The sequence below is a fragment of the Litchfieldia alkalitelluris genome, assembly GCF_002153425.1.
GTDB classification, from domain to species: Bacteria; Bacillota; Bacilli; order Bacillales; family Salisediminibacteriaceae; genus Evansella; species Evansella alkalicola.
Genome location: NZ_KZ119600.1, coordinates 1532841 through 1557954, shown reverse-complemented (window position 1 = coordinate 1557954; position 25114 = coordinate 1532841). Strand labels below are relative to the sequence as shown.

Genomic DNA, 25114 nt, shown 5'->3' with positions numbered 1-25114 from the left:
TTAGATCGTTGGAGAATTATAATGATATCCCCAAATACAAAGTTTTACTCTACTTTCATTTTTTTCAAAGATATCGATTTGTATGTATGTTCATCTCTAAACAATATCAAAAAATAATAGAATAGTTCAAGCATTATTTTATTTAATATCATTTACTCATATTATAAAACTTTTTTATTGGCTACCGTGAATAAACACAAATGTAATTGAACTTCCTATTCGAGGATCTGTGAAATTGTTTCTATCGAAAAATAATTACATAATAAATTCCTTTTTACACAAAATATTTCCAGTGAGATATTTTGAAAGAAGGATGTGGCATGAATATGAAAGATGAAAACAAAAATCAAAATCAGTCAGAGGATACGCTGACGAACAGACAAGGACACCCTGTAACGGACAACCAAAATGTCAGAACTGTTGGTAATCGAGGTCCCACGACATTAGAAAACTATGATTTTTTAGAGAAGATTAGTCATTTTGACCGCGAGAGAATACCAGAACGAGTCGTGCATGCTCGTGGTGCTGGTGCACACGGTTATTTTGAGGCTTATGGGACGTTAGGGAATGAACCAATTTCTAAATATACAAGGGCGAAGTTATTCCAGGAAAAAGGGAAACAGACCCCTGTATTCGTTCGCTTCTCATCGGTTGTACATGGTGGACACTCACCAGAAACTTTACGGGACCCTAGGGGCTTTGCTGTTAAGTTTTATACAGAAGATGGAAACTGGGATCTAGTCGGTAACAATTTAAAAATCTTTTTTATCCGTGATCCATTAAAATTCCCTGACCTAGTTCATGCATTTAAACCAGATCCAGTAACGAATTTACAAGATGGGGAAAGAATTTTTGATTTTTGCTCCCAATCACCAGAAACAACACATATGGTTACATTTCTGTTCTCACCTTGGGGGATTCCTGCTAATTACCGTATGATGCAAGGATCTGGAGTAAATACATACAAGTGGGTGAATAAGGACGGAGAAGGCTTTCTTGTAAAATATCATTGGGAACCAAAGCAAGGAATTCGTAACTTAACACAGCAGGAAGCAGAGGAAATTCAAGCTAAGAACTTCAATCATGCTACACAAGATTTATATGAAGCTATTGAAGATGGAAACTACCCTGAGTGGGAGTTATTTGTACAGATCATTAGCGACGGGGACCATCCCGAATTGGATTATGATCCTTTAGATCCAACGAAGCTATGGTATAAGGACGACATTCCATGGCATCCTGTTGGAAAGATGGTACTGAATAAGAACCCGGAGAACTATTTTGCAGAAGTAGAGCAAGCTGCTTTTGGAACTGGTGTGCTTGTAGATGGACTTGATTTTTCCGATGACAAATTATTGCAAGGCCGTACATTCTCTTATTCTGATACACAGCGTTACCGCGTAGGTTCAAATTATTTGAAGCTTCCGATCAACTCACCTAAAAAAAATGTGGCGACAAATCAACAAGCTGGGCAGATGGAATATCAGGTAGATCATGGAAAAGGGCAAAATCCACACGTAAACTACGAGCCGTCCATTATCGGTGGCCTGAAGGAAGCCATACAGGAAGGAAAAGACCACACTCCATACGTTGAGGGCGAATTAAAGCGTGAACAAATCGATCGCACTAACAATTTTAAGCAAGCTGGTGAAACGTATCGAAGATTCTCAGACTTTGAACGTGACGAACTCATTTCGAATTTAGTTGATACCTTGAAATCATGTCGTAAAGAAATACAAGATCAAATGATTGAAAACTTCACAAAGGCTGATCCTGAATATGGTAAAAGAGTAGAAGAAGGCTTAAAAAATGCACAGGTAGACGAAAATACGACACACCGTGGACCAATAGGTGCAACAGATACAGAAAGGGCAGTTCATCAAGCCGAAGATGTGAGTCACCCATCTGATCCTTATTAAAGAAAGAGCGACTTCAAATTTAGCAGTAGCATTAAATTTACTAACAGAAGGAGCTGTCTCAAAAGTTAACAAAAGCTTTTGAGACAACTCCTTTTCTTTTTCTCTAAATATTCTACCTTTGACAGTTCTTTTATTTCCTACATCACTCAAACCTGTTTAATTGAAAAACATCTATGGATTGATATAATAGTGTTAGTTAATTAAGCACTGGACCAACGAAAGGCGTGTTTTATTGTGGATATATTTACGTTCCCAGAGTCAGGAACCAATATGGCCTATGGATATATTATGATGATATTTGTATTTCTCGGTGCCTTTATTGTAGTTAACCGACTTAAAAAAGCGAATCAAAAAGCCGAGGAAGAAACGAAAGAGTATGAACAGTACGTAGAAAGAGCCAATTCAACAGAAACAAGTGAAATAAAAAAGGAATCAGACAATTAAATGTCTGATTCCTTTAAATTATTTAAAGCTTTCTGTTAATGGAGGTACAATTTGCTTTTTACGAGAAACAACTCCACTAAGAAGTGCAGTATTGTCTTGTAGGGTTACATTGAATGCTTTCTCCACTGCTGTGGTTGCATCACCAATTGCTATGACCTTAGAATCGTTGTTTAAAATATCCGTTGCAACGAACAGGAATAAATCTAGACCCTTCTCGTTAACTACTTTTGTGATAGCAGACTCAAGATCACTTTTCCTAGCGAAAACTTCCTCTACATCAACTGCATTAACTTGAGCTACTTCTACTTTTTTCCCTTCCATATCAAACTCTTTAGCATCAAGGGAAAGGAGTTCTTCTACTGTTTTATCACTAATATCTGCACCTGCTTTTAACATTTCAAGCCCGTACTCTTCACTGTTTACTCCAGCAATTTCTGCTAATTCCTTCGCTGCTGCTAAATCTTCATCAGTGAATGTTGGAGACTTAAATAACAGAGAGTCTGAAATAATTGCAGACAACATGAGTCCAGCAGTAGGTTTCGATATACTCACACCATTTTCTTTATAAAGCTTGTTAAGTATTGTTGCCGTACAACCAACTGGCTCCGCACGGTAATATAAAGGATCATTCGTTTCAAAGTTGGAGATGCGGTGATGATCAATCACTTCCATGATGCGAACATCACTAATGTCATCCACACTTTGTTGTCTTTCATTGTGGTCTACTAAAATGACTTTAGATGTTTCGTTTGCAACAGTACTTACTTGTCTTGGAGCATCCACCTTAAAGTAATCTAAGGCATATTGCGTTTCACCGTTAATTTCACCTAGTCTTACTGGTTCTACATTAACACCAAGCTTTGTTTTTAACTCTGCATATGCAATGGCAGAGCAAATGGAATCTGTGTCTGGATTTTTATGTCCGAATATAAGTATCTTTCCCATTAATTTCACCCCTTCCATTATGTTCTATCATTTCAGACGAGGCAATTCAACTTTTTTTACACATCTTTGTGAAATAATTTACTATATTGACGTTTCATATCGCTCTCTCGTTATCAATTTTGCAGTAATTGCGCGGCATTAAACATTGATTACGCCAGTTTGATCGATAAGTACACCGACAGCAATCTTCTGCATTCATTCGCAAAAATATGGTAATATAAGAATTACCACTTATTGAAAAAGGAATGATCCATTTTGGCCAACACACATATTTTTTCAAAGGGAGAAGAAATAGCAAATTCTATTACCCATGGAATTGGTGCATTACTAAGTATAGCGGCTTTAGTAATTCTTATTGTTCTCTCTGCTTTATACGGTACAGCCTGGCATGTGGTCAGCTTCACTATTTTCGGAGCTACAATGGTAATATTATATACTTCCTCTACGTTTGTTCATGCTCTCCCTGAGGGAAAAGCAAAGGACGTGTTTGAAATATTAGACCACTCGTCTATTTACTTTTTCATTGCAGGAACGTACACACCATTTCTATTCCTCGCAGTGCCTGGTGCACTTGGCTGGACATTGTTTGGCATCGTTTGGGGATTAGCAATTGCAGGCACCATTTTTAAGTGCTTTTTTGTGAAAAAATTCTTATTTACATCAACTGTGTTATACGTTGTTATGGGCTGGATGATCGTTTTTGCCTGGGGAGCAATTAGAGCGAACCTATCCTCAACAGGTATTACCCTACTTATTGTTGGCGGACTCCTCTATACACTTGGCGCTATTTTTTATGTTTGGCGAGGATTTAAATTCCATCACGCCCTTTGGCATCTGTTTGTATTAGGTGGCACAGTAACTCACTTCTTCGCTGTATTGCAACTACTATAATTTATTTATAAAAAGAAGTGGCGCCCTCTGACGTCACTTCTTTTCAATACGATCACCAACACATGGTTTGTATTTTCATGGTAGTCATTTTTAAATAACATCAAGAAATGCAGTTGCAATAGAAAAGTAAATTAATAGTCCCATAATATCATTTACTGTTGTTATAAATGGTCCAGATGCAATTGCTGGATCTAGCTTAAGCTTATTGATGATAACAGGAACGACAGCTCCTACGATGGTCGCTAAACTCAATGTTATAAATAAGGAGGCTCCAACAACCATAGCAATAACATAGCTTCCATAAATAATAGGAATAATAGCCATTAATGTAACTGCACAAAACAGTCCAAGCATAATACCTGTACCGAACTCCCGCTTCACCGTATGAAGGAGCCCTTTTCGCTCAAAGGAGCCAGTAGCGAGAGAGCGTACCATGACAGCAAGGGATTGAGTCCCTGTGTTACCAGCTGAATCCATTATTAAAGGGATAAATACGGCGAGGAGAACAATCTCTTCCAAAGTATCTTCAAAATTCCCTATAACTCCTGCAGTAATAAGACCGAAAAACATGAGCAATATAATCCATGGAGAACGCTTCTTTGCCGCTCCAAAAGAACTAATATTCACATCAGTTGCTCCCTTAGCAGCTGTAAACTCCCCGAAATCCTCCGTCGCTTCTTCTTCAAAAACGTCTATGACGTCGTCAACCGTAACGATTCCTACTAATTTACCTTCTTCCGTCACAACTGGCGCTGCTAAAAAGTCGTATTTTTTTATTAATTTAGCTACTTCTTCTTGGTCAGTTGAGGCTAAAACAGACACCACTCTCGTACTCATAATATTTCTAACCAACTCAGTTGGAGGAGCAATAATTAAGTCTCTTAAGGACACAACACCTGCCAATTTATCCTCTTCATCGACTACATATAAATAATAAATCGTTTCCGCATCTGGTCCTTCATTCCTTAAGAGTTCTATGACACTAGAAGCGTAATCTGTCGACCCTATGCTAATAAACTCTTTCGTCATGATTGCCCCTGCAGTCTCAGGGTCATAAGAGAGGAGCTCTTTTACCTCTGCAGCTTCCACTTTATTCATGGAAGTTAAGATATTAGCTGCGTTTGCACCTTTAACTTCCGTCAAAAAGTCAGCAACATCATCTGCATACATACTATTAAACATTTCAGATGAGTAAGCTTCATTCAATTCTAAAATAATCTTCTTTTGTTCTTCCACTTCCATCGCCTGGAATATTTCTGCAAATTCTACAGGGTCTAAAAAATGATAAACGCTATTTCTTAACTCCTTATCTAATGTTTCAAAAATCTCCACACGATCTACTGGATGCAAATCAAGAAATGCTTCACGAAAGCTTTCTAGTTCTTCATTCCTTAATACTGTAACAATGTGTGCAGCATATTGCTCGCGATTTTTGTTATTAAGTCTAACCATGGTGTTTTCCTCCTTTATGAGGAATCTGTCCAACCAATCCTTAAATGGAGGGTGCGTACAGATCCTCTTCTACAATTGTTTGTACCTTTGTTTCTCGAATCTGGATCCGGACAACTATCCATTACACACCACCCCCAATTTCACATTGATTCACCCCTATTAGGCTATGACCTTTCAATCCTTGTCGTTCTTAAGAGAGACACAATGAACAAAAAAATCCACCCTCAAGAATGAAGGTGGATGGTAATATGCATAAACACGCTATCTGTACACAGCAAATAATATACAGATAAACTATTTTTATCCATAACATTTTCCTCCATTCGTTGAGCTTTAGCACTGTGCGGCATAGGATTATCCAGCTACATTAAAAACTACCTTATGTCGATAGTTTCTGTTGACCCATTGGCGTCTTTGGACATTTTTGGGCAGCAGCGTATCTCCAGCACAGGAGCCTCACCTAACGAAGTTATGTCTAGTATTATATTTCCGTTTTAAAGATTACTAGACTACTATACTGTTGTCAATATACATATTACTTAATTAACTTGCTATTTAAACCATACCCCCATTACAGAAGGATAAAACCAGATTCTAAGATTCATTACTTATTTTTTCCAACCATTTATACATGACTAGGCATTAGACTAATTCTGTATTTATTCAAAAAAATAAACGAATATCCATACCAACCAATAGCCCTTGCATAAGATAACATCGAAGCTACAAATAAAGGAGCTGATATTTCATGAGTCACGTAAAGCCAGAAACTCAAGCACAAACAGCACCAGCTACAACAACAGCAGCAGCAGGATTCCCTTTCATTATTGTAATCTTCGTGCTGTTAGTAATTATTGGAGCTGTAGTAGTTAGAGCTTACTAATCGATGAACTTTCATTGTTTGTTAAATAAAAATAGAAAGTAGGTCCTTTATCAGTGACCTACTTTCTATTTTTTAGATTTCGTATTTTTCGCCAATATGAATTTATATATACTTTTTGTGAGTCTTTCTTCCATCATACGTGAAAACCATTTTCCGCTCAGTTAAAACCGTTTCCAAGTGGACAGGTCTCCCCCACAGCTTAAAAAGATACGGTAGCGTTTTTTCCAAATAAGTTGTATCAAGCTCTATACCTTCATATTCATGGGTAATATATAATTCTCCATTCTTTAAATGGTCTCCATCAGTCACAACAAGATAAGGGAACCCACCATTCACACGGCTACTAATCAATTGATCTCGGACATTCTCCCATTCCTTATCCACCACTTTATATTCCCGACCTTTTTTCTGGAACAAGTACATATCCTCACTCATGACAAGATCCTTCGTTAAATAATTCCTAATAAAAGAGATATCAGACTCTATTTCACGAACCTCGAAAATCTTCTCTCTTCCACTGTTAGGCTTCACTCCTTGTAACTCACGCATTTCTTTCGTTGGATTGTTATATCGCTTCTCAATATCCTCAAATATTTTCAAACCGACGTAATACGGGTTAATCTGTGTTTGGGAAGGCTGTACGACACCTGCATTTAGCTTAGCAAATTCAACAGTCTCCTCAGAAGTTAAATCCATCTCCCTTAGGATTCTTTGGTGCCAGTAAGATGCCCACCCCTCATTCATTATTTTTGTTTCTAGCTGTGGCCAAAAATAAAGCATTTCCTCTCGCATCATTGTTAAAATATCTCGCTGCCAGTCCTCCAATTCTCTGCTATATTCTTCAATGAACAATAATATATCCTTCTCTGGATGTGGTGGGAGCTTTTTCTTCTTTCTTTTATGATTTTTATTCTTTTTATCTTCGCCTTGGTCTTCGTCTAATGACCATAAATCGTCGTATGGCGTTTCCTTTGTCTCCTCTTCATCTATCTCTTCCCAAGCATCTTCAATCGTCCAACTCAGCTTCGGACGAACTAGACTTGGATCAATGTGCTCCTGAATAGCAAGGACCGCGTCTAGAAACTCTTCAACCTCTTGTCTACCGTGAACCATTTCATAATGGGAAATACGTTCAGCAGTAGCTGTCATGCTCTCAACCATATCACGCCTCGTATTCGAAAAACGGGCATTATTTTTGAAAAAATCACAGTGGGCTAATACATGGGCTATAATCAGCTTATTTTGTATGAGAGAATTGGAGTCTAATAGAAATGCATAACATGGGTTAGAATTGATGACAAGCTCATATATTTTACTCAAACCTAAATCATATTGAAGCTTCATCTTATGAAATTGTTTTCCAAAACTCCAGTGGGAAAACCGAGTTGGCATTCCGTATGCACCAAACGTATAAATAATATCAGCAGGACAAATCTCATATCTCATGGGATAAAAATCTAATCCAAAGCTTTCCCCTATCTCTGTTATCTCTTCAATGGCCTTCACAAGCTCTTTTGATTCAGCTGTCATCCCATCCCCCTCCATATCTTTAGTTAGAATCAGTTTATGAAACATGTTGGTAGATGATGATAAGAAAAGCGTAAGCGCCTTGGTCATCGGTCGCAAAAACTGGACTGAGCCGAGTGAGATAAAGGAAACACAACGAACGGAGTGAGTTGATGTTGACTTATCGTAGACGAGGTGAGGGAAGTTTCTTGGGCCGATAGGCGCTGGAGCTAGACATAGTTTCGAAGAAACTACTTATATTCTAATCTCTACACTGAAAAGCGAAAGCGCCTTGGTCATCGGCCACAAAAAAGAAGAGACCGCCCTTTTTACTAAGTACAGGACAGACTCTTCATATTATAAACTATTCACTTATTTCACCATTAATACGGGGATATTTACATGCTTCATCACTTTATGACTTACACTTCCCAAAATCATTGTTTGCACTTTGCTTCGGCCTCTACTTCCTACAACAAGACAGTCAAAATCATTTCTATTAGTGTAGTTAATAATAGTTTCTGCAGGATTCCCGTGAAGTATGCTAACCTTTACCGGTATACCTGCTCCTTCTATTTTATCCTTAAAAACAGAAAGGATCTCCTCTCGTTTCTTTGAGGCTGAGTCTGAATCGCCATATTGCAATACATCAGATTTAGACATACTACCATCTACAACATATACAAGCTCAATACTAGCCCCTTCAGTAAGATTTGCTAGATCAATCGCTCTTTCAGCAGCCCGAAGAGAGTGCTCAGAACCATCCGTTGCCAACAATAAATTTTTAAACATAGAGTTCCCCCATTTTTTTACACATCTTAATGTCCTGAGGCTTTTGATAATCCACCTATTTTATCCATAAGATGTGAACTTTCTTTATCTAAGCCGCGAACTTTCACAATGATTCCCTTTTGTTCGAACTTCCATTGGACTTTATCCATCGCTCCAACAGCAGAATCATCCCACAAATGTGCTCCAGATACATCAATTATAACCTGTTCTACGTTATCATTGAAGTCAAATGAGGCAACAAAATCTGTTACAGAGGCAAAGAACAACTGACCCTTTACATAATATATTTTTGAAGACTTGGATTCTAGCACTGATTCTACTTTTACTTTTGATATTTTAATAGCAAAGAAGATTGCACTTAAGACAACACCCGCTAATACACCTTTAGACAAATCATGAGTATAGACAACCGTACCTACCGTTACTACCATTACAGTAGCATCTGATCTTGGTACTTTGTGAATGTTCCTTAATGAACTCCAGTCAAATGTGCCTATAGAAACCATAATCATCACACCTGCTAAAGCAGCCATCGGAATTTGAACAACTACATTCCCTAGTAATACAATCAGGACCATAAGGAACATCCCAGCCACTAAAGTGGAAAGGCGTCCTCTACCACCTGATTTAACATTAATAACAGATTGTCCAATCATGGCGCACCCTGCCATACCACCAAAACATCCAGTAATCATATTCGCAATTCCTTGACCACGACTTTCTTTATTCTTGTCACTTTCTGTATCCGTCATATCATCTACAATCGAAGCAGTTAAGAGGGACTCCAATAATCCAACGATTGCTAAAGCTAAAGAATATGGCAAAATAATCATCAACGTTTCAAAAGTTAACGGGATGTTTGGAAGTGCAAAAATTGGTAATGTTTGCGTCAAATTCCCCATATCTCCCACTGTACGAACACCTGCATTCATGATGACCGCTATTGCTGTTACCACAATGATTGCCACAAGCGTGGAAGGCACAGCCTTTGTAAATCGAGGTAAAATATAAATAATTGCCAACGTTAATGCTACTAAAGAATACATTATCCATGTTTCCCCTACAAAATGCTGTAATTGAGCGGTAAAAATTAGTATTGCCAAAGCATTTACAAATCCGATCATTACAGAGCGAGGAATAAATTTCATAAAGCTTGCCAACTTAAAAATACCAAATAATAATTGTATGACCCCTGTTAAAATAGTAGCAGCAAGTAGATATTCTAGACCATGATCAGCAACTAAAGTGATCATAAGCAATGCCATAGCCCCAGTTGCAGCTGAGATCATTCCAGGCCTTCCCCCAATAAATGCGATGACAACACAAATACAAAAGGAAGCATATAAGCCTACCATTGGGTCTACTCCCGCAATAATTGAAAATGCAATTGCTTCAGGAATTAATGCTAATGCAACTACGACCCCTGCTAATATATCCCCTCGGATATTACCAAACCATTCTGTTTTCCATTTTTGTGTTAAACTCACTGTTGCACCTCTTTCTTTATTTTTTATATATAATTTTTGAGTTGTCCCATAGACAACTCGGCGGCAAGAACTTTATGAGTTTAACACTTTCTTCATATAATTTAAAATCTCATGTAAGCGATAATCATATAACTATAACTAGTAAATACTCCATTTCCCTAACATTTACTACCTCACTCCACATTCTATCCTTCTTAAGATTCTTTTTGCTCCCCTTTTTTGTTAATGTTATATGGCTAGTTTCTACCTATTAAAAATATATACCTTTATAAGCATCTAATAGGTAAAAAACGTATAAAACGATTAATAAATAATAAAAAGATGTTCCCACCTTTGTAAAAAGTTGGATTTATAAGACAACCCAGCTAAAACACTGCTATAAATTCAAGGCGAAAATCATAACCCAAATACTAAATATAAAAACATCTTTCCACACAGAAAAGACATCTATCGTGAAAACGCTTTAAAAAAATTTACAATTAAAATGCTCAAAAACCCAATTCCCTTTACTATCAACGGTGTAAGCGTTTGCTTGTGACTTTCTAATCATAAAATGTCAGAAAATTTGCCATATAACTGTTGACCTAATTCAAAAATGGCGGTATTATTGGCGACAATATAATAATTTTTCAAACAATTCCAACACATTCGCAAAGTAATATTTATCAGTAAAAAATAACCTTATCAGTCGAGGGAAAATCGTCGTTTGGAAAAGGTTATTCTTATAACATTTAACTTTATTACTTTACAGCGTTTAATAATTGGAGAAAGGAGTGTAAGTATGAGCAGTCAATGGATTTTCTTAGGCGACAAATTTGTTAAGAAAGAAGATGCCGTCGTTTCCGTTTATGATCATGGCTTGTTATATGGTGACGGGGTGTTCGAAGGTATTCGTGTATACAGTGGCAATATCTTTAAGCTTGATGAACATCTTAATAGACTTTATGATTCAGCACAATCGATCATGTTGACAATTCCATATGAAAAGGAGGAAATGCAACAGATTATTGTGGATACTGTCCGAAAAAACAGCTTAGAAAGTGCCTATATTCGAGTCGTAGTTTCCAGAGGAACTGGAAATTTAGGTTTAGATCCAAGAAGTTGCTCAAATCCGCAGGTAATTATTATTGCGGAACAACTTGCGCTTTTTCCTAAGGAACTCTATGAACAAGGCTTAAGGGTTGCCTCCGTTGCTAGTAGAAGGAATCGACCTGATGTATTAAGTCCACAAGTAAAATCACTCAATTATTTAAACAATATTCTAGTGAAAATGGAAGCGAACTTATCTGGTGTTGATGAAGCCCTTATGCTTAACGACCAAGGCTATGTGACAGAAGGTTCAGCAGACAACATTTTCATTGTAAAAAATAAAGTCATCTATACTCCTCCTGTATACTTAGGAGCTTTAGAAGGAATAACGCGTAATACAATTATTGAACTAGCAAATGAAGTTGGTTACGGATTGAAAGAAACACCTTTTACTAGACACGATGTTTACGTAGCAGATGAAGTTTTCCTAACTGGAACTGCCGTCGAAGTTATAGCTGTTATTGATGTAGATGGTAGGAAAATAGCAGATGGAAAGCCTGGAGAAATTACGAATCATCTATTAAAGGAATTTAGGAGAGTCGTCACTACAGACGGCGTTCCCTGCTATCCAGAATCCAACAGTGCAGTGGTTTAAGGTAATTAATAAGGAGGCACCAATATGCGCAGCAATATGATCAAAAAAGGAATAGACCGTGCACCACATCGGAGTCTATTACACGCAACAGGAGTAAAAGGAGACGATATAAATAAACCATTCATAGGAGTCTGTAACTCCTATATCGATATTATTCCAGGTCACATGCATTTAAACAAATTCGCTGAAGTAGTGAAAGAAGCTATTCGTGAAGCAGGTGGAATTCCATTTGAATTCAACACGATCGGTGTAGACGACGGGATTGCAATGGGCCACATCGGGATGAGATACTCCCTTCCTAGTCGGGAAATCATCGCAGATAGTGCAGAAACAGTTATAAACGCCCATTGGTTTGACGGTGTGTTTTACATTCCAAACTGTGACAAAATCACTCCTGGAATGTTAATGGCAGCAGCTAGAACGAACGTCCCTTCTGTCTTTGTATCAGGGGGTCCGATGGAAGCTGGCCTTTCAAAGGAAGGTAAAAACCTCTCCCTCGTTTCAGTATTCGAAGGTGTTGGATCTTATCATCAAGGTGGTATGACAGAGGAAGAATTAATCGAATTAGAATCTCTCGCATGTCCTACATGTGGTTCATGTTCAGGGATGTTCACAGCAAACTCCATGAATTCATTAATGGAAATGCTCGGATTGACAGTTCCAGGAAACGGAACAATTGTAGCGACATCTGATGAGCGACACAGATTAATTAAAGAAGCAGCAAATCATCTAATGGATTTAGTTAAAAACGATGTTAAGCCTCGTGACATTTTGACAAAGGAAACCTTTGACAATGCTTTTGCTTTAGATATGGCAATGGGTGGTTCAACCAATACAGTTCTTCATACCTTAGCTTTAGCCCATGAAGCAGGAATTGACTACGACTTACATGATATTAACCGAATTGCAGAGAAAGTCCCTTATTTATCGAAGATTAGTCCAGCATCTGATTTTTCGATGCATGATGTTCATAAAGCTGGCGGCGTGAGTGCCATCATAAATGAGTTGTGTCAGGTGGAAGGCCTTATTCATAAAGAACGCATCACCGTCACGGGAAAAACAATTTATGAAAATGTGAAAGATGCTGAAATAATTGATGACAAAGTTATTCGTACAAAAGAGAATCCATACAGCCCTGTCGGAGGTCTTTCTATCCTCCACGGAAACCTTGCTCCAGATGGTGGTGTAATCAAAGTAGGTGCTGTTGATTCTTCTATCAAGACGTTCCACGGAGAAGCTATCGTCTTTGAATCTCAAGATGATGCACAGGCAGGAATCAATAATGGAACTGTAAAAGCAGGTCACGTCGTTGTCATTCGATACGAAGGTCCTAAAGGTGGTCCAGGAATGCCAGAAATGTTGGCCCCTACCTCTGCCATTGCCGGACGCGGCTTAGATAAAGATGTTGCCTTAATTACAGATGGTCGATTCTCAGGTGCAAGTCGTGGTATATCCATTGGACACATTTCGCCAGAGGCTGCTGAAGGTGGCCCAATCGCCTATGTTAAGAATGGTGATAAGATAGCAATTGATTTGGAAAACAGATCAATTGAACTTGAAGTTAGTCATGAAGAATTAGAAGCTAGGAAATCTGAATGGAAGAAACCTGAACCTAAAATTAAAACTGGTTATTTAGCAAAGTATGCAAAATTAGTAACATCCGCAAATACAGGCGGCGTAATGAAGTTTTAACAATAACAATAAATATATAAATCGATGACGGGAAAAAAGGAATAAGTCCATGTATTCACAGAGAGCCGGGGTTGCTGGAAGCCCGGAAATACATCTTATTCTGACATCATCCCTGAGTGTTAAGCTGAACGGATATCCCAGTAGGCTTAGCCAGGTATCTTATACCTGTTACCAAAAAGGAGCAACACCCCACCAATGGGGAGCTCCGAGAGGCAGTATTCGTGAGGATGCTGTGAATCCGGGTGGTACCGTGAAAAGCTAAGGTCTTTTCTCCCCGTTTATTCTGCAAAAGTGCAGTTTATTTGGGAAGAAGTTGGCCTTTTTTTAATGAACAGGAGGGATTAAAAAGTGAAAGTTGAAGCAAAGCCGGTATTTGACAGTAAGGTGCAGACTGGGAAAGAACCGAACAGTAAGGAAGAGCAAAAAACAGGTGCTGACCTGCTTGTGGAATCACTGATTGCAGAAGACGTAGATACTATTTTTGGTTACCCAGGAGGGGCCGTTTTACCTATTTACGATGCATTGTTTAAGGCTAGGGACTCATTCCAACATATTTTAACAAGACATGAGCAAGGAGCTATTCACGCTGCAGAAGGATACGCAAGAGTTTTAGGAAAGCCAGGTGTAGTCATTGCCACATCTGGTCCAGGAGCAACTAACTTAATTACAGGTATAGCAGACGCCATGATGGACTCCTTACCACTCGTCGTTTTTACAGGTCAAGTAGCACGTGGTGTCATTGGAACAGACGCTTTTCAGGAAGCTGATGTTATTGGTATTACAACGCCAATCACAAAACAAAATTATCAAGTTCAAGATATTAGCGATTTACCACGTATAGTAAGGGAAGCATTCCATATCGCTTCAACTGGAAGACCAGGACCAGTAGTGGTGGATATACCAAAGGATATTTCAGCATCTCCTTGTAAAGGTTCATATGACAGTGATTTCCATCTGCCTGGATATCACCCAACAATGAAGCCAAATCCACTACAAATAAGGAAATTAGCAGATGCAATCTCTAAGGCAAAGAGACCATTAATTTTATCCGGTGCTGGTGTACTACATGGAAAGGCGTCTGATAAATTAACTGAATTCGCTGAAAAAACACAAATCCCAGTTACCACAACGTTACTTGGTCTTGGCACTTTCCCTGCATCAAATCCCCTTTCCCTTGGAATGGCTGGCATGCATGGAACATTTACAGCAAATATGGCCATGTATGATTGTGACCTATTAATTAATATTGGTGCTAGATTCGATGATCGATTAACTGGTAACTTGGCACACTTTGCACCAAATGCAGTTGTATCACATATAGACATTGACCCTGCTGAAATTGGAAAAAATGTACCAACACAAATTCCAATCGTGTCTGATTCATACGCCGCCATCGATCAGCTCATTGTTGCTGTTACAGATGCAGGTGATCATGACGAATGGTTGGAACACTTACAAGATAGTAAAGCTAACTACCCTCTTTGGCACAATGATTCAAAATCAGCCCTTCTGCCACAATGGCTAATGAAGGAGCTTCATCAAGTGACGAATGGAGAAGCAATTATTTCTACCGATGTTGGGCAACACCAAATGTGGGCCGCACAATACTACACGTTTGCAAAGCCAAATCGTTGGATCACTTCTGGAGGACTTGGAACGATGGGATTTGGTTTCCCAGCAGCCATTGGGGCACAGCTTGCTGCACCTGACGAAACTGTTGTAGCAGTCGTTGGAGATGGTGGTTTTCAAATGACGCTTCAAGAGCTGTCAGTTTTACAAGAAAGAAGACTGCCAGTAAAGGTCATCATCGTAAATAACGGTGCACTAGGAATGGTTAGACAATGGCAAGAAACCTTTTATGAAGGTCGCTACTCAGAGTCATTATTAGATGTTCAGCCTGATTTTGTAAAACTAGCTGAAAGTTATAGTATTCGAGGCTATAAAGTTGATAATCAAGAAGATCTTTTAAAGGTATTACCAGAAGTTTTTGAGTACGACGGTCCCGTAGTAATGGATTGTCGCGTACTACAACAAGAAAACGTATATCCAATGATTGCCCCAGGAAAAGGGATTCATGAAATGATAGGGGTGAAACCATGAAGCGAATAATTACTGCAGTTGTTCAAAATCGAAGTGGTGTGTTGAATCGCGTTACAGGCTTGCTTCAAAAGCGTCAATTTAATATTGAAAGTATTTCCGTAGGACACACAGAATCTGAAGGCATATCAAAAATGACCCTCGTTGTAGAGGTTGAAGATAACGCCAAACTTGAACAGCTGACGAAGCAGTTAAATAAACAAATTGATGTTATCAAAGTTTCTGATATTACAGATAAAGCAATCGTAGCTAGAGAACTCGCCCTAATTAAAGTAGTTAGCAGCGGTCAACTAAGACAAGAGATTCAAGGAATTATAGAACCATTTCGCGCAACCATCATCGATATAAGTAAAGACAGCCTCACAGTTCAAGTGACTGGTAAGCCAGAAAAAATCGAGGCTTTAATTGATCTACTGCGCCCTTATGGAATTAAAGAGCTTTCTAGAACAGGGGTAACAGCCTTCTTAAGAGGCCATCAGCCTTCTGTTACTGAAATAAATTCTTATTCATTACTAAAATAATTTAAAAAAAGAGAGGAAGTTTCCAAATGACAAAAGTACTTTACAATAACAACGTTAACGAAGAGGTTTTAAAAGCTAAAAAAATCGCAATTATCGGATATGGTTCTCAAGGTCACGCCCACGCACTTAACTTAAAAGAAAGTGGTTTTGATGTTGTAGTTGGTTTAAGACCAGGGAAGTCTTGGGATAAAGCAGTGGAAGATGGCGTGAATGTAGTTACAGTTGCAGAAGCAACGGCTCAAGCAGATGTAGTTATGGTACTTCTTCCAGATGAGCTTCAACCAACAGTTTATGAAGAAAGCATTAAACCTAATTTACAGCCTGGAAATGCACTAGCATTTGCCCATGGGTTTAACATTCACTTTAGCCAAATCGTTCCACCAGAAGAAGTAGACGTATTCCTAGTAGCACCAAAAGGCCCAGGACATCTTGTTCGCCGTACATTTGAAGAAGGCGCTGGTGTTCCTGCACTATACGGTATTTATCAAGACTACACTGGTGAAGCAACAGCTTTAGCCTTAGCTTATGCAAAAGGTGTTGGAGCAGGTCGTGCAGGAATTCTTGAAACATCATTCCAAGAAGAAACTGAAACAGATCTATTCGGAGAGCAGGCAGTCCTTTGTGGTGGATTAACTAGTCTTGTAAAAGCAGGTTTCGAAACATTAACGGAAGCTGGTTATCAACCAGAAGTTGCCTACTTCGAATGTTTACACGAGTTGAAACTAATCGTCGACTTAATGTATGAAGGTGGATTAGAAGGAATGCGTTACTCCATCTCTGACACAGCTCAATGGGGTGACTTCGTATCAGGTCCACGTGTTGTAAATGAAGATACAAAAGCTCGCATGAAAGATGTTCTTACGGACATCCAAACAGGTAAGTTTGCGAAAGAATGGATTCTTGAAAACCAAGCGAACCGTCCACAATTTAATGCAATTAACCAAAATGAAAACAATCATCAAATTGAAAAGGTAGGTCGAGAGCTTCGTGAATTAATGCCGTTCGTAAAAAAACAGGCAAAGCCTAAAAAGGAAGTGGTATCTAATGCCTCAAATTAACATCTTTGATACAACACTCAGAGATGGTGAGCAGTCTCCAGGGGTCAACCTTAATCAGTTGGAAAAGCTTGAAATTGCCAAACAACTAGAGCGATTCGGTGTAGATGTGATGGAGGCGGGATTCCCTGCCTCCTCCCAAGGAGATTTTGAAGGTGTAAGAAATATCGCCCGAACGATAAAGAATTCATCTGTAACTGGTTTGGCAAGAGCTACGAAATCTGATATTGATATAGCTTGGGATGCCCTGAAAGATGCTGCGGAGCCTAGATTGCATATTTTCCTAGCAACTTCACCTATTCATATGACTTATAAGCTGAAGAAAACTCCTGAAGAAGTCCTACAAACAGCTGTAAACATGGTTAGTTATGCCCGTGAGAAATTTCCTCAGGTGGAATGGTCAGCAGAGGATGCTTCCCGTTCTGATAAAGAATTTCTAGTAAAAATAATTGAGAAAGTCATTGATGCTGGTGCAACAGTAATTAACCTTCCAGATACAGTTGGCTATACGACACCAGAGGAATACGGTGCTCTCTTCCGATATGTAAAAGAAAATGTTCGAAATATTGATAAAGTATTACTATCTGCACACTGTCACGACGACTTAGGAATGGCGGTTGCCAACTCCATTGCAGCTATTGAAAATGGTGCTACTCAAGTAGAAGGAACCATTAACGGCATTGGTGAACGTGCAGGTAACGCTGCACTTGAAGAGATCGCAGTGGCATTAAATATTAGACATGATAAATACCCGTACACTACGAATCTCGTATTAAATGAGATTAAGCGGACAAGTGACCTAGTGAGCAAGCTTTCAGGAATGGTTGTACCAGGAAACAAAGCAGTCGTCGGCCGCAACGCCTTCGCCCATGAATCTGGTATCCATCAAGATGGTGTCCTAAAAAATGCTTCTACTTACGAAATCATTACCCCAGAACTAGTTGGTGTAAACTCTAATAACCTCGTCCTTGGTAAGCACTCTGGTCGTCACGCATTTAAAGAAAAGGTTGAACACCTTGGCTATCACTTATCTGATGAAAAAATATTAGAAGCTTTTAAAGCTTTTAAGCTATTAACAGATAGTAAAAAAGAAGTGACTGATGAGGACCTATTTACAATCTTAACGGACATCCAAACGGATATGTCTGATATTAAGAAATATGAACTAATCGCTTTTCAAGTACAATATGGAACTTCCAACCTCCCAACAGCAACCGTTGCCTTAACAACTCCTGAAGGGAATCGTGCCGAAACAGCATGTACTGGAAAAGGAAGTGTAGAGGCCATCTATAACACATTAGAAGCATTAGTAGAGGAAAAAATTCATTTAACAGATTTCAAACTAAATTCTGTAGGCCAAGGAAGAGACGCATTGGCACAAGTTCATGTAAAAATGACAGTCAATGATGTCGAAGTTAGTGGTCGTGGTTCGGCACAAGACGTGCTTGAAGCGTCGGCAAAAGCATTTTTAAATGCGGTTAATCGTGTTTTTTATAATAATAGAAGTCTTGAGATGGAGTCTGCTCCAATCTAATAGTTTTTTAAATTACAAGGAGGTCTCAGCATATGAAGAAGCATATTGTATTGCTTCCTGGGGATGGCATTGGTCAAGAAGTCATCCATTCAGCCCAAGGCGCATTAACCGCACTTGCGGAAGAATATAACCACACATTCACATTTGAAACACATGATATTGGGGGTACGGCAGTTGACCTGCACGAAACGCCTCTCCCCCCTTCCACTTTGGAAGCTTGTAAAAATGCAGATGCAGTCCTCCTTGGGGCTGTCGGGGGACCAAAATGGGATAATTATCCTTCCCACCTTCGCCCTGAAAAAGGATTACTTGCCATTAGAAAAGAATTAGGCTTATTTGCAAACTTACGTCCAGTGAAGGGATTTAAAAAACTCCTTCACGCTTCTCCCCTAAAAGAGGAGGTTGTAAAAGACAGTGACCTTCTTATTGTCAGGGAATTAACTGGTGGTCTATATTTCGGTACTCCTAGCGAGCGTCGTGATAACGGAGATGCCGTCGTTGATACGCTTGCTTATACTCGCCATGAGATTGAAAGAATCGTAGATAATGCATTTAAGTATGCTCAAATTCGCCGGAAGCACTTAACATCCGTAGATAAGGCAAATGTCTTAGAATCTAGTAAGCTATGGCGTGAGGTCGTAGAAGAGAAGAAAGCCGAATACCCTGATGTAACAGTTGTTCATCAATTAGTAGACTCAGCAGCCATGAAGCTCATTACAAATCCTGCCTCCTTTGATGTCATTGTGACAGAAAACATGTTTGGAGACATTTTAAGCGACGAAGCTTCTGTATTAACTGGATCACTTGGTATGTTGCCATCTGCTAGTCTAAGGGAAGATGGATTCGGGCTCTATGAACCAGTCCACGGCTCCGCACCTGACATTGCTGGTCAAGGAATCGCCAATCCATTAGCAATGATCTTATCAGCTTCTCTTATGCTGAAGTACTCCTTCCATATGGAAAAAGAAGCTGCTGTGCTAGAAGAAGCTGTTCATTCCGTACTAGAAGACGGCTATCATACGGGTGACCTTCACATTATCGACGGCCATAAAGTCGGAACAGAAGAACTGACTAATAAAATCATTGAATTTATAAAATGCAAAAATGCAACAAACAGCATCCAAAGCTGTTATTCCTAAGAAAAGCGCAAGCGCCTTGGTCATCGGCCACAAAAACTGGAGGAGTGGCAAGTAGAAGTCACTTCTCCATCTTAAACGAGACTCTATCTATGTATTGAAAGGAGAATGAGGATGCAACCAAAAACAATAGTAGAAAAAATATGGGATAAGCATGTTGTCCATCAAGAAAAAGACAAACCGGATCTTCTATATATTGACCTCCACCTCGTTCATGAAGTAACCTCTCCCCAAGCATTCGAAGGGTTACGCATGAAAGGACGGAAAGTACGTAGACCAGACTTAACATATGCAACAATGGATCACAATGTGCCTACTCTAGACAGATATTTTATTAAAGATCCTGTCTCTAAAAAACAAATGGATACATTGAAAGATAACTGTGAGGAATTTGGCATTACTTTAGCTGACATTGATCACCCAGATCAAGGGATTGTTCACGTTATTGGTCCTGAGCTAGGACTTACGCAACCAGGAAAAACAATTGTTTGTGGAGATAGCCATACATCGACTCACGGTGCCTTCGGTGCCCTTGCCTTTGGTATCGGTACAAGTGAAGTAGAGCATGTATTAGCTACACAAACTTTGTGGCAAGCTCCTCCAAAAACATTAAATGTAAAAGTTAATGGAGAGCTAGGAAAAGGGGTTACTGCAAAAGATTTAATTCTTGCTATCATCGCTAAGTTCGGTGTCCGTTTTGGTACTGGATATGTCATTGAATACACTGGTGATGCAGTAAAATCCCTTACGATGGAAGAACGTATGACAGTTTGTAACATGTCCATCGAAGCTGGAGCCCGTGCAGGCTTAATCAGTCCAGATGAAACGACCTTTGAGTTCCTACAAGGTAAGCGCCACGTACCTGATGGGGAGGCTTTTGATAAAGCTGTGCAAGAATGGAAAGCTCTTGCAACTGATCCAGATGCAACCTATGATGCCACTGTTGAAATCAATGGTGATGAAATCGAACCTCAAGTATCATGGGGAACAAATCCGGGCATGTGTATCCCTGTAAATGAAACGATCCCTTCACCTGAAGATGCAAATTCGGCAAGTGAAAAAGAAGAAATTGAACGTGCCCTTGAGTACATGGGACTTGAAGCAGGCCAGCCAATTACATCTGTTAATGTAGACCATGTCTTCATCGGTTCTTGCACAAACTCTCGACTTAGTGATTTACGTAGGGCAGCAGATATTGTGATTGGTAAAAAAGTAAGTGACCATGTAACCGCCATCGTTGTACCAGGCTCTCAAACTATTAAGCTACTGGCTGAAGCAGAGGGCTTAGATAAAGTTTTCCTTGATGCAGGCTTTGAATGGCGTGAAGCTGGGTGCAGTATGTGCCTTGCAATGAATGATGACGTGATCCCATATGGGGAGCGCTGCGCTTCCACCTCTAACCGAAATTTTGAAGGACGACAAGGGAACGGAGCACGTACTCACTTAGTCAGCCCAGAAATGGCAGCAGCTGCTGCAATCGAAGGACACTTTATCGATGTAAGAAAATATACAGTTCCAAGCTTTTCATCATAAATGCATGACAGTTTTTATTAAAGGAGTGAGATCATATGGAACCAATTCGACAACATCAAGGACTCGTTTACCCAATCAATCGTGCAAACATTGACACTGACCAAATCATCCCAAAGCAGTTTTTGAAGCGCATCGAACGTCAAGGATTCGGACAATTCTTGTTTTATAATTGGCGCTATGATGATGATGGTAATGTCCGAAGTAACTTTAGTTTAAATGATCCTAAATATAAGGATGCGTCCATTTTAGTTGCAGGAGAAAACTTTGGTTGCGGCTCCTCCCGTGAGCACGCCCCTTGGTCCCTTCAAGATTATGGTTTTAAAGTAATTGTTGCCCCTAGCTTTGCAGACATTTTCTTTAACAACTGTGTAAAAACTGGGATCCTGCCAGTACAATTAACAACAAAAGAAACGGAAGTATTAATAGCAAATGCAGAAGCAAAAGAGTACAAGTTGACTGTTGATCTGGAACAAGAAAAAGTGTATGATTCTGAAGGCTTTAATGCCTCCTTTTCCCTTTCAGCTTATCAACGAGAAATGCTTCTTAATGGTTGGGACGAGATTTCCGTCACTTTAACTCACGAAGACAAAATAAGTGAGTTTGAAGCTGCTACAAGCAGATAAAACCATTCTCATATTGAAAAGGCACGAAGAACCCAAATGGTGTGATCTTCGTGCCTTTTTTAGGTTTACTTAAAAGGGGAACCCACTCGACTCAGAGCAATGAGAGTATCAGAACCACATGACTTTATATAATATGAGGAGAAACTACCCTTAATTAAGAATTAGCACCGAAAATAGTTAAAATAAGCGGAGAAAATACCGCTATTTACTTGATAACCATGAAAATTTGAGATCTGTGTATGTTTAACGGGAAAACCTACCCTTATTTATGCCTTACCTAGCTATATTCTTGAGTTTAGAGGGAAAAACTCCCCTAATTTGATGTATCTTCATCCACCCAATTAAGGAAGCGTTTATGAATAGCTAGTTTTCCACCTCTGCAGTAAACCCTTTACAGAATAGAAGACAGTTTTTTTTGCGTATTAGAAGGACTTCCTCATTTTTATGTAGAATAGATAAACATCAAAACAACATTTGCACCATACAAATAATAAAAACCTAGAATTCAAATGATATTACAAACTCCCCATAAATAATAACATTCTTTGAATAGCTAAATTCGACAACTCAATAACTAAAGCAACATACGAGTACAATAGTGAAAGGAGGATTTGATTTGAAGGCTTGGCTAACACCTATTTGCTTTTTAATGATCCCTGTTTTTTATGTAATGATTGGATTAATTGGCCTATCATTGTACGGCGTTGTATTTTGGACTGGAGCCACCGTTTTAACAATTTTAGGGGCATATTTCACAAAATTTTTACCTGGTGATGTAGAAACAGCAACATAGCCCCTCACTTAATAATGTTTAAAAACATTAAATACTCGTAGGGAACCGATTCCCTACGAGTATTTTTTTCTGACCTATTTAAGAGAAGCTTAGACGATGGCTGCACCAATAATGACCAACAGAATGAAGATCACCAATATAAACGCAAAGCCAGAAGCTAGATTGTGTTTTCCGTGTGTATGAGACATCATTTAACGCCTCCTTATCTTGGGTTCACTCCTATACTATGCAGATAACCAATAAATGTGTTTCCCAAAGAAAGGGAGGTAAAGATTCCCTTGCTCCCACTTCCGGTCTCACATGAAATACTGGAAACTACTTTATTTTTCAAAAAAAATGTGCTTTATGTCTTCAGATTGTTTATAATGAAGAATTGGAACACATATTGGAACACATAAGCAATGTAGCTAAGCTCCTACATGATAAAGAGTAATGCACTATTTTTATATAGAAAGGGTAATGTTTATGACAACAACACCACGTCGCACGTTTGCGATTATATCTCACCCTGACGCCGGGAAAACTACTTTAACGGAAAAGCTCCTACTACTTGGGGGTGGAATTCGCAGTGCTGGTACTGTGAAGGGGAAAAAATCAGGTAAATTCGCTACATCTGACTGGATGGAAATTGAAAAGCAACGGGGTATCTCCGTTACATCTAGTGTGATGCAGCTAATTTACAACGATGTTCAGATTAACATATTGGATACACCTGGTCACCAAGACTTCAGTGAGGACACTTATCGTACTTTAACTGCTGTGGATACGGCTGTAATGGTAATAGATAGTGTAAAAGGGATTGAAGCACAGACACTCAAGTTATTTAAAGTATGTAAAATGCGTGGAATTCCTATTCTTACGTTTATTAATAAGCTCGATCGAGAAGGAAAAGAGCCACTTGATCTTCTTTCAGAGATTGAAGAAGTTCTAGAGATGGAAACCTATCCTATGAACTGGCCTATTGGAATGGGAAAAACATTGCGAGGTATTTACAGCATACCTGATGAGAAAATTGAAGTTTATAATGACTCCCATGAAAGAGAGATTGTCCCGTTCAAGGATCAATCAGTTCTGCAAGATTACGAGGTGGAAAAGCTCGAAGAAGATATTATGCTTCTAGAAGAGGCAGGAAATGACTTTACGATGGAGAAAGTACAAAACGGTCAGTTAACACCTGTATTCTTTGGTAGCGCCCTTTCAAGCTTTGGAGTGCAGTCTTTCTTAGATCAATTTGTTAAGCTTGCTGCAGAACCACAACCAAGAAAGGCTTCTGGAGAACTTGTTGACCCTGAAAGCAACACTTTTTCAGGATTTATCTTTAAAATTCAAGCGAACATGAACCCGAATCATAGAGACAGAATTGCCTTTTTACGAGTATGTTCTGGACAATTTGATCGTGGGATGGAAGTCATGCTTTCACGTACGGGCAAGAAAATGAAGTTAAACCAATCCCACTCCTTTTTTGCTTCAGATAGGGAGACGGTTGATAGTGCCATGCCTGGTGATATTATCGGGCTGTATGACTCTGGCAACTTCCAAGTTGGGGATACACTCGTTACTGGCAATGAAAGGCTAATGTATGAGGAAATGCCGCAATTCCCACCAGAGAAATTTGCTAAAGTAACTGCAAAGAATGCCTTAAAGCATAAGCAGTACCATAAGGGGATTGAACAATTGGTGCAGGAAGGTACGATCCAATTGTACAAAACACCGTATTTTGAAGATTATATTATCGGTGCTGTTGGAGAACTCCAGTTCCAAGTTTTCGAATATAGAATGAAAAATGAATACAACGTAGATGTCGATTTCCAGCATATGACTCATGAACTGGCACGTTGGGTAACAAAAGGTGAAATTACTGATAAGATGACAGACAGCAGAAAAATGCTTGTTAATGATCAACAAGGTCGTCCTGTCCTATTATTTGAAAATGAATTTGCCCTACGTTATTTCCAAGATAAGTTTCCAGACCTTGGTTTATCTACAGGGTGGGAAATTCTCGAATAATATCAAAAGACGAGGCTATGAACCAATGTCACAGCCTCGTCTTCTTTTTATAACACTGCACATTAATGATCACTTAACTAATCTTTCCTTCTTATACTTTCGTTTTCCTGTACCGTTGCA

21 protein-coding genes and 1 riboswitch are annotated in these 25114 nt (G+C 39.1%); of the genes, 15 read left to right on the top strand and 6 right to left on the bottom strand.

Annotated elements, in window-relative coordinates:
* Nucleotides 1-320: 320 nt before the first annotated feature.
* On the top strand, nucleotides 321-1919 hold the full coding sequence (gene katX / locus BW724_RS07235) for a catalase KatX (protein ID WP_088074588.1): 1599 nt from the start codon (nucleotides 321-323) through the stop codon (nucleotides 1917-1919).
* Between the two features lie 234 nt (nucleotides 1920-2153).
* Entirely contained in the window at nucleotides 2154-2363 is a 210-nt protein-coding gene (locus BW724_RS07230; RefSeq protein WP_088074587.1) for a hypothetical protein, read from the top strand.
* Nucleotides 2364-2381: 18 nt separating this feature from the next.
* Here BW724_RS07230 and BW724_RS07225 read toward each other — a convergent pair whose 3' ends face one another.
* Complete coding sequence (locus BW724_RS07225; RefSeq protein WP_088074586.1) at nucleotides 2382-3308, bottom strand: manganese-dependent inorganic pyrophosphatase; 927 nt, start codon at nucleotides 3306-3308, stop codon at nucleotides 2382-2384.
* A gap of 255 nt (nucleotides 3309-3563) precedes the next feature.
* Between BW724_RS07225 and trhA the strand changes: the two genes are divergently transcribed.
* Nucleotides 3564-4199: a PAQR family membrane homeostasis protein TrhA gene (gene trhA / locus BW724_RS07220; protein ID WP_088074585.1), complete on the top strand. Its 636-nt coding sequence runs from the start codon at nucleotides 3564-3566 to the stop codon at nucleotides 4197-4199.
* Nucleotides 4200-4289: 90 nt separating this feature from the next.
* On the opposite strand, the gene mgtE is transcribed toward trhA, so the two are convergent.
* Entirely contained in the window at nucleotides 4290-5651 is a 1362-nt protein-coding gene (gene mgtE, locus BW724_RS07215) for a magnesium transporter (RefSeq protein WP_088074584.1), read from the bottom strand.
* Between the two features lie 311 nt (nucleotides 5652-5962).
* Nucleotides 5963-6126, bottom strand: a riboswitch (M-box (ykoK) riboswitch).
* 273 nt (nucleotides 6127-6399) lie between these two features.
* On the opposite strand from mgtE, the gene BW724_RS23205 reads away from it, so the two are divergent.
* On the top strand, nucleotides 6400-6534 hold the full coding sequence (locus BW724_RS23205) for a sporulation protein YjcZ (protein WP_140354934.1): 135 nt from the start codon (nucleotides 6400-6402) through the stop codon (nucleotides 6532-6534).
* 102 nt (nucleotides 6535-6636) lie between these two features.
* Here BW724_RS23205 and BW724_RS07210 read toward each other — a convergent pair whose 3' ends face one another.
* The 3 genes from BW724_RS07210 to BW724_RS07200 all read right to left on the bottom strand — a co-directional run bounded on the left by BW724_RS07210 (nucleotide 6637) and on the right by BW724_RS07200 (nucleotide 10319).
* Nucleotides 6637-8064 carry a SpoVR family protein gene (locus BW724_RS07210; RefSeq protein ID WP_088074583.1) on the bottom strand — a complete coding sequence of 476 codons (1428 nt, stop codon included), beginning with the start codon at nucleotides 8062-8064 and terminating at the stop codon, nucleotides 6637-6639.
* 348 nt (nucleotides 8065-8412) lie between these two features.
* The gene (locus BW724_RS07205) at nucleotides 8413-8832 is read right to left on the bottom strand and encodes a universal stress protein (protein ID WP_088074582.1); all 420 of its coding nucleotides are present in this window, start codon (nucleotides 8830-8832) and stop codon (nucleotides 8413-8415) included.
* Nucleotides 8833-8858: 26 nt separating this feature from the next.
* Nucleotides 8859-10319: a SulP family inorganic anion transporter gene (locus BW724_RS07200; protein WP_088074581.1), complete on the bottom strand. Its 1461-nt coding sequence runs from the start codon at nucleotides 10317-10319 to the stop codon at nucleotides 8859-8861.
* 781 nt (nucleotides 10320-11100) lie between these two features.
* Between BW724_RS07200 and ilvE the strand changes: the two genes are divergently transcribed.
* The 10 genes from ilvE to BW724_RS23545 all read left to right on the top strand — a co-directional run bounded on the left by ilvE (nucleotide 11101) and on the right by BW724_RS23545 (nucleotide 22987).
* Complete coding sequence (ilvE, locus tag BW724_RS07195; protein ID WP_088074580.1) at nucleotides 11101-12003, top strand: branched-chain-amino-acid transaminase; 903 nt, start codon at nucleotides 11101-11103, stop codon at nucleotides 12001-12003.
* A 24-nt stretch (nucleotides 12004-12027) separates the two neighbouring features.
* Nucleotides 12028-13695, top strand: coding sequence for a dihydroxy-acid dehydratase (gene ilvD / locus BW724_RS07190; protein WP_088074579.1), 1668 nt, complete (start codon nucleotides 12028-12030; stop codon nucleotides 13693-13695).
* 348 nt (nucleotides 13696-14043) lie between these two features.
* The gene (ilvB, locus tag BW724_RS07180; RefSeq protein WP_417891414.1) at nucleotides 14044-15795 is read left to right on the top strand and encodes an acetolactate synthase large subunit; all 1752 of its coding nucleotides are present in this window, start codon (nucleotides 14044-14046) and stop codon (nucleotides 15793-15795) included.
* Nucleotides 15792-16313, top strand: coding sequence for an acetolactate synthase small subunit (gene ilvN, locus BW724_RS07175; protein ID WP_088074577.1), 522 nt, complete (start codon nucleotides 15792-15794; stop codon nucleotides 16311-16313). Before ilvB ends, ilvN begins: the two co-directional genes overlap by 4 nt.
* 26 nt (nucleotides 16314-16339) lie before the next feature.
* The gene (gene ilvC / locus BW724_RS07170; protein ID WP_088074576.1) at nucleotides 16340-17371 is read left to right on the top strand and encodes a ketol-acid reductoisomerase; all 1032 of its coding nucleotides are present in this window, start codon (nucleotides 16340-16342) and stop codon (nucleotides 17369-17371) included.
* Nucleotides 17358-18902 (top strand): 2-isopropylmalate synthase, encoded by a 1545-nt coding sequence (locus BW724_RS07165; RefSeq protein WP_088074575.1) that lies wholly within the window; start codon nucleotides 17358-17360, stop codon nucleotides 18900-18902. The genes ilvC and BW724_RS07165 overlap by 14 nt, the downstream gene beginning before the upstream one ends.
* A gap of 32 nt (nucleotides 18903-18934) precedes the next feature.
* Nucleotides 18935-20041, top strand: a complete 1107-nt coding sequence (gene leuB / locus BW724_RS07160; RefSeq protein ID WP_088074574.1) for a 3-isopropylmalate dehydrogenase — start codon at nucleotides 18935-18937, stop codon at nucleotides 20039-20041.
* A 111-nt stretch (nucleotides 20042-20152) separates the two neighbouring features.
* Nucleotides 20153-21571 (top strand): 3-isopropylmalate dehydratase large subunit, encoded by a 1419-nt coding sequence (gene leuC / locus BW724_RS07155; RefSeq protein ID WP_417891415.1) that lies wholly within the window; start codon nucleotides 20153-20155, stop codon nucleotides 21569-21571.
* A 35-nt stretch (nucleotides 21572-21606) separates the two neighbouring features.
* Nucleotides 21607-22194, top strand: a complete 588-nt coding sequence (gene leuD / locus BW724_RS07150) for a 3-isopropylmalate dehydratase small subunit (RefSeq protein ID WP_088074572.1) — start codon at nucleotides 21607-21609, stop codon at nucleotides 22192-22194.
* A 616-nt stretch (nucleotides 22195-22810) separates the two neighbouring features.
* The gene (locus BW724_RS23545) at nucleotides 22811-22987 is read left to right on the top strand and encodes a hypothetical protein (protein ID WP_176371332.1); all 177 of its coding nucleotides are present in this window, start codon (nucleotides 22811-22813) and stop codon (nucleotides 22985-22987) included.
* 89 nt (nucleotides 22988-23076) lie between these two features.
* Here the strand turns inward: BW724_RS23545 and BW724_RS07145 are convergent, their stop codons facing one another.
* A complete protein-coding gene (locus BW724_RS07145; RefSeq protein ID WP_088074571.1) occupies nucleotides 23077-23178 on the bottom strand; it encodes a YjcZ family sporulation protein in 102 nt (33 codons plus the stop codon).
* 274 nt (nucleotides 23179-23452) lie between these two features.
* Here BW724_RS07145 and BW724_RS07140 point away from each other — a divergent pair, with 274 nt between their 5' ends.
* Nucleotides 23453-24994 carry a peptide chain release factor 3 gene (locus tag BW724_RS07140; RefSeq protein WP_235848923.1) on the top strand — a complete coding sequence of 514 codons (1542 nt, stop codon included), beginning with the start codon at nucleotides 23453-23455 and terminating at the stop codon, nucleotides 24992-24994.
* Nucleotides 24995-25114: the final 120 nt, after the last annotated feature.